The sequence below is a fragment of the Komarekiella delphini-convector SJRDD-AB1 genome (assembly GCF_014831675.1).
Lineage (GTDB): Bacteria > Cyanobacteriota > Cyanobacteriia > Cyanobacteriales > Nostocaceae > Komarekiella.
Genome location: NZ_VJXY01000143.1, coordinates 1 through 3,440, shown reverse-complemented (window position 1 = coordinate 3,440; position 3,440 = coordinate 1). Strand labels below are relative to the sequence as shown.

Annotated in this window: 5 protein-coding genes; all 5 read right to left on the bottom strand. The window is 42.5% G+C overall.

The genetic code is table 11. From position 1 onward, the window contains the following. Positions 1–81: 81 nt before the first annotated feature. Positions 82–1,032, bottom strand: a complete 951-nt coding sequence (locus tag FNW02_RS37790) for a hypothetical protein (RefSeq protein WP_191762575.1) — start codon at positions 1,030–1,032, stop codon at positions 82–84. A gap of 257 nt (positions 1,033–1,289) precedes the next feature. Next, the gene (locus tag FNW02_RS37780) at positions 1,290–1,676 is read right to left on the bottom strand and encodes a four helix bundle protein (protein ID WP_191762573.1); all 387 of its coding nucleotides are present in this window, start codon (positions 1,674–1,676) and stop codon (positions 1,290–1,292) included. A 49-nt stretch (positions 1,677–1,725) separates the two neighbouring features. Continuing rightward, positions 1,726–2,400 (bottom strand): hypothetical protein, encoded by a 675-nt coding sequence (locus tag FNW02_RS37775; protein ID WP_191762572.1) that lies wholly within the window; start codon positions 2,398–2,400, stop codon positions 1,726–1,728. A gap of 2 nt (positions 2,401–2,402) precedes the next feature. After that, a complete protein-coding gene (locus FNW02_RS37770) occupies positions 2,403–2,810 on the bottom strand; it encodes a hypothetical protein (protein ID WP_225226310.1) in 408 nt (135 codons plus the stop codon). Next, complete coding sequence (locus FNW02_RS37765) at positions 2,801–3,322, bottom strand: hypothetical protein (protein WP_191762570.1); 522 nt, start codon at positions 3,320–3,322, stop codon at positions 2,801–2,803. The genes FNW02_RS37770 and FNW02_RS37765 overlap by 10 nt, the downstream gene beginning before the upstream one ends. Between the last annotated feature and the right edge of the window lie 118 nt (positions 3,323–3,440).

The window sequence follows — 3,440 nt, the reverse complement described above, 5'->3', positions numbered from 1 at the left end:
TAGTTTATCTTGTTCCTCTTGAGTTAGGCTAACAGTATATTTAGCTGACATAACTTTTAAAAGTGTTTTCATACCATTATTTCACCTACAGAGCAACCTGTCAAAATAACTTTGGTGGACTACTAGAACAATTAGGCGTGCGCCGCCCTTCCATTGCCGCCCTGGGAAATTATAGTAAGTGCGTTCTTCTGGTTTTAAAGCCACTTCGACCGCAATCTGTTCTGGTGCATATATATAGAAGGGTAAATCTTCCTTCTCGCTGATACCCAATGCCAGCTTGCTTGCAGCTTTGAATTTAGGTAGAGTATTGAAATCTTCAGTTCTAACTGAAAAAATTAACCTTTCGTAGCTAGGTGCTTTGTCAATACGAAGGCATTCAGTTTGAAGCCCGACAACTGTTGCCGCTTTTTTTAGCCCTTCTATCTTGGATGATGGAGATGGCTCAGTAGATACTGCTGTACTAGGAGTAGCCACAGTTACCGTCTCTGTGTTAGCACTTTTAAGCGCTTGCTGTGTTTGTTGGGCTTGTAATTCAATTTGTCTTTGGTGGATCTGAGCTTGGAGTTTTGCTTGCTCCAATTGCATTTCCGCTTCAGATGTCGCTAGCAAAACATTACCCAGACTTTCCCCATTCTGAATCATACCCAATGCCATCTGACGAACTGCTCCACCTTGTCCAGTTAGTGTTAGCACTTCACTGAATAGAGGTGCTGTTTGTTGCAGTAATTTCAGTTGCCTTTCTGTTTCCTTGTCTGCATCTGCATTTGAGCGTTTGCGTTCGGCTGCTGATGAAAGATACTGCAACTGAACAGTTGCCTGGGTATCCTTCATAGCCGCAAGCATATCCTCTTCTCGTTCTTTATCCTCGTAGTGCTTTTGAAGTTTCCGTAATTCCAATCCTGCATAACTGGAGAGTGCGATCGCAGCAATATTTGCAGGTGTAAACAGTTTTATGTCTTTGGGATTAGACGTTAACACCAACACTAGAGCAGCTAACCCGCTGGCCCCGATTCTTAACCAAGGAAATAACATTTACACCACCCAAACGCTAATCCAACGGCGATGATTTGTAGCAGCATCGAGTTACTATTTTTGCCTTGAGAGTACGTGATTACTACTGCTACTCCCACAACCAATGCATTCCAGGGCAATAAACTAATTAGTTGAGCAGTAGCACTAGCAATAATGAACCCACACATCCAAATAAGTAATCTACAAATCTGGGACATATTTAAAGAAGAATAAGGAGCAGAGGGGCAGAGGAGCGGAGGGGCAGAGGAAAAAGAATTTTAACGCTTCATTAACCAAGGCGAAGGATTAGTAATCATATTTACTAAACCACCCAAGATTCGGTTATAAATTCCATAAAGTTCCCTACCTGATTCAACAGGGATATAATTGCACTTAACAGCAAATTCAATCCATGTTTGTGTTTCTGCCGCTTCTGATTCACAGTCATTTAACTTAGCGACAAATGCTGCTTCGTAACGACGCTTTCTCCAAGCCTCTGCCATATTTGCACACACAGAACGAGATGATCTACGAATTTGATCAGTTAAAGAGTATCGTTCTTCTACAGGAAACTTCTTCGATAATTCAAAGATTTTCATAGCTGCATCAAATGCCATCTGGTATGTTTCTAGATCTTGATGATTTCTTACAGGTTCTCTTTGCATTTCTTACTCCTCTGCCCCTCTGCCCCTCTGCCCCTCTGCTCCTCCCTTTTCATCCTACGCTCCTAATTCGTTGTGTAATTCCTGGTGTTCCTGAATAACGAGCATTTCTAAGCTCTTGGAACCGAGTAACCAAATTACTCGTTTGTTCTTCGTAAGGGGTTGGTTCTTTTTTGGTGGTTTCAGCTTGTAACCTTTCTTGCTTTTTAGCCTTGCCTTCTGAATACTGTGAAGCAATCTTACCTAAGCTAATTCCCAAATCATCTTGGACTCCTGCTAGGGCTGAGCGAGAACCCCCAACTATTTGCCTGAACTTGGATTCGAGATTAGCAAGAGATACCCCTAAGTTCTTTTCCAATTCTGCAAGAGTAACCCTTGCCTCGCCAACGTTTTCAGCAACAGATGCTTGTTTCTCTCTGCTTTTGATCAGGGCTTTCAAATAACGAGACGTGAGTGTATCGTACTCAGTCCAATTTTTGAGTTGGATTTCTGCGCCCTTAGCGTTTTCCGCAGCTAAGGCTATATGTTCGTCTGTGAGATCGCCAAAAGTTCTGACATTCACAGGCAACATATCAGCAATCCGCTGGGCATTCTCCCAGACTGCTGACTCCAAACCAAAATGGGAATCTTTAAAGACTAGAGCTTTACTGACATCGCCGTTTAAGTCAGAAAGATTCAATCCTTCATTTTTGGGTGGTTCCGGTTGTGGCTTTAATGTTTTAGGCATGGCTAACTCACATGTATTAATGATTTACAGGGCTGATACTCTACAAACACATCGTCTTGAAATTCAGTCCATTCTTGACCCTTCGGGTTCACAATCACCTGCGGAGGGAAACCCTCTCGCAGCGCTGATTCACCGATTGCACAAAAATAACGGGTATTATTTTCTAACTTGACTGACAAATTAATTTCTGGGAATTCAAAAACTTTATCCTTGTCAATTACCCTGGTTAACTCAACATCGCGGTCAATTTGCACCCCTAAAAGCAAGTTTACTCCTGCTTTTCTATATTTCTGCCAGTAGTAGGAAAACTCGTTTTGATCCAGGAAATTAACGTTAATCTTGGGGATACCACCTTCAAACAAAATTGCAAAAATTCCTAGTGGCTCGTAATGAATCTTGGCTATTCCCAAGTTGTTTTCGTAGCACCAATAGGCTCTGTGGAAGTAGGCTGTTTGCAAAACTTTCTCTCCAACTTTTTAATCAATATCTTTGCTAGTGACTGCCATACCAATGACCAAGCGCGTCCATTTCGCATCCTCAATTGAGCAGCTAAAATGTCTGATTGCGACGGGATGATACTGCCATATCTTTCGAGATTATCAATCGCCTGACGAAAGCTCACAACTTCATCCTCCGTTGTCGGTAAATCGGGGGCAACAGCTGCACTTAACCTCTCCATCACCCCGCTGAGTGTAGCCGACTCTGACTTTATCCTTTGCAATTCCTCACTCATTGCATCTATCGCAGCTAAATTTGAATCCGCAACTGCTGTTTGAAATTCCATCAATTGGGTTTCAATTTGCCGCTGCACCTCCTCACTGATGATTTGGGTAATTTCGGCAAATCCTCGACCCTGTTTTAACGTGTCAATAAAATCCTGTACTTCAGGCGATATTGGCGTTGCACTCGAATCGTCCATCATCTAAATCTTTCCACTCCAATTTCACACCTACACGAGCTGCTAAGCCGTCTATAGTCTGCTTCATCGTCTCAAAGGGCAAATAATCGCAACTATCAATTAGTTGTTCGAGTTCTACATC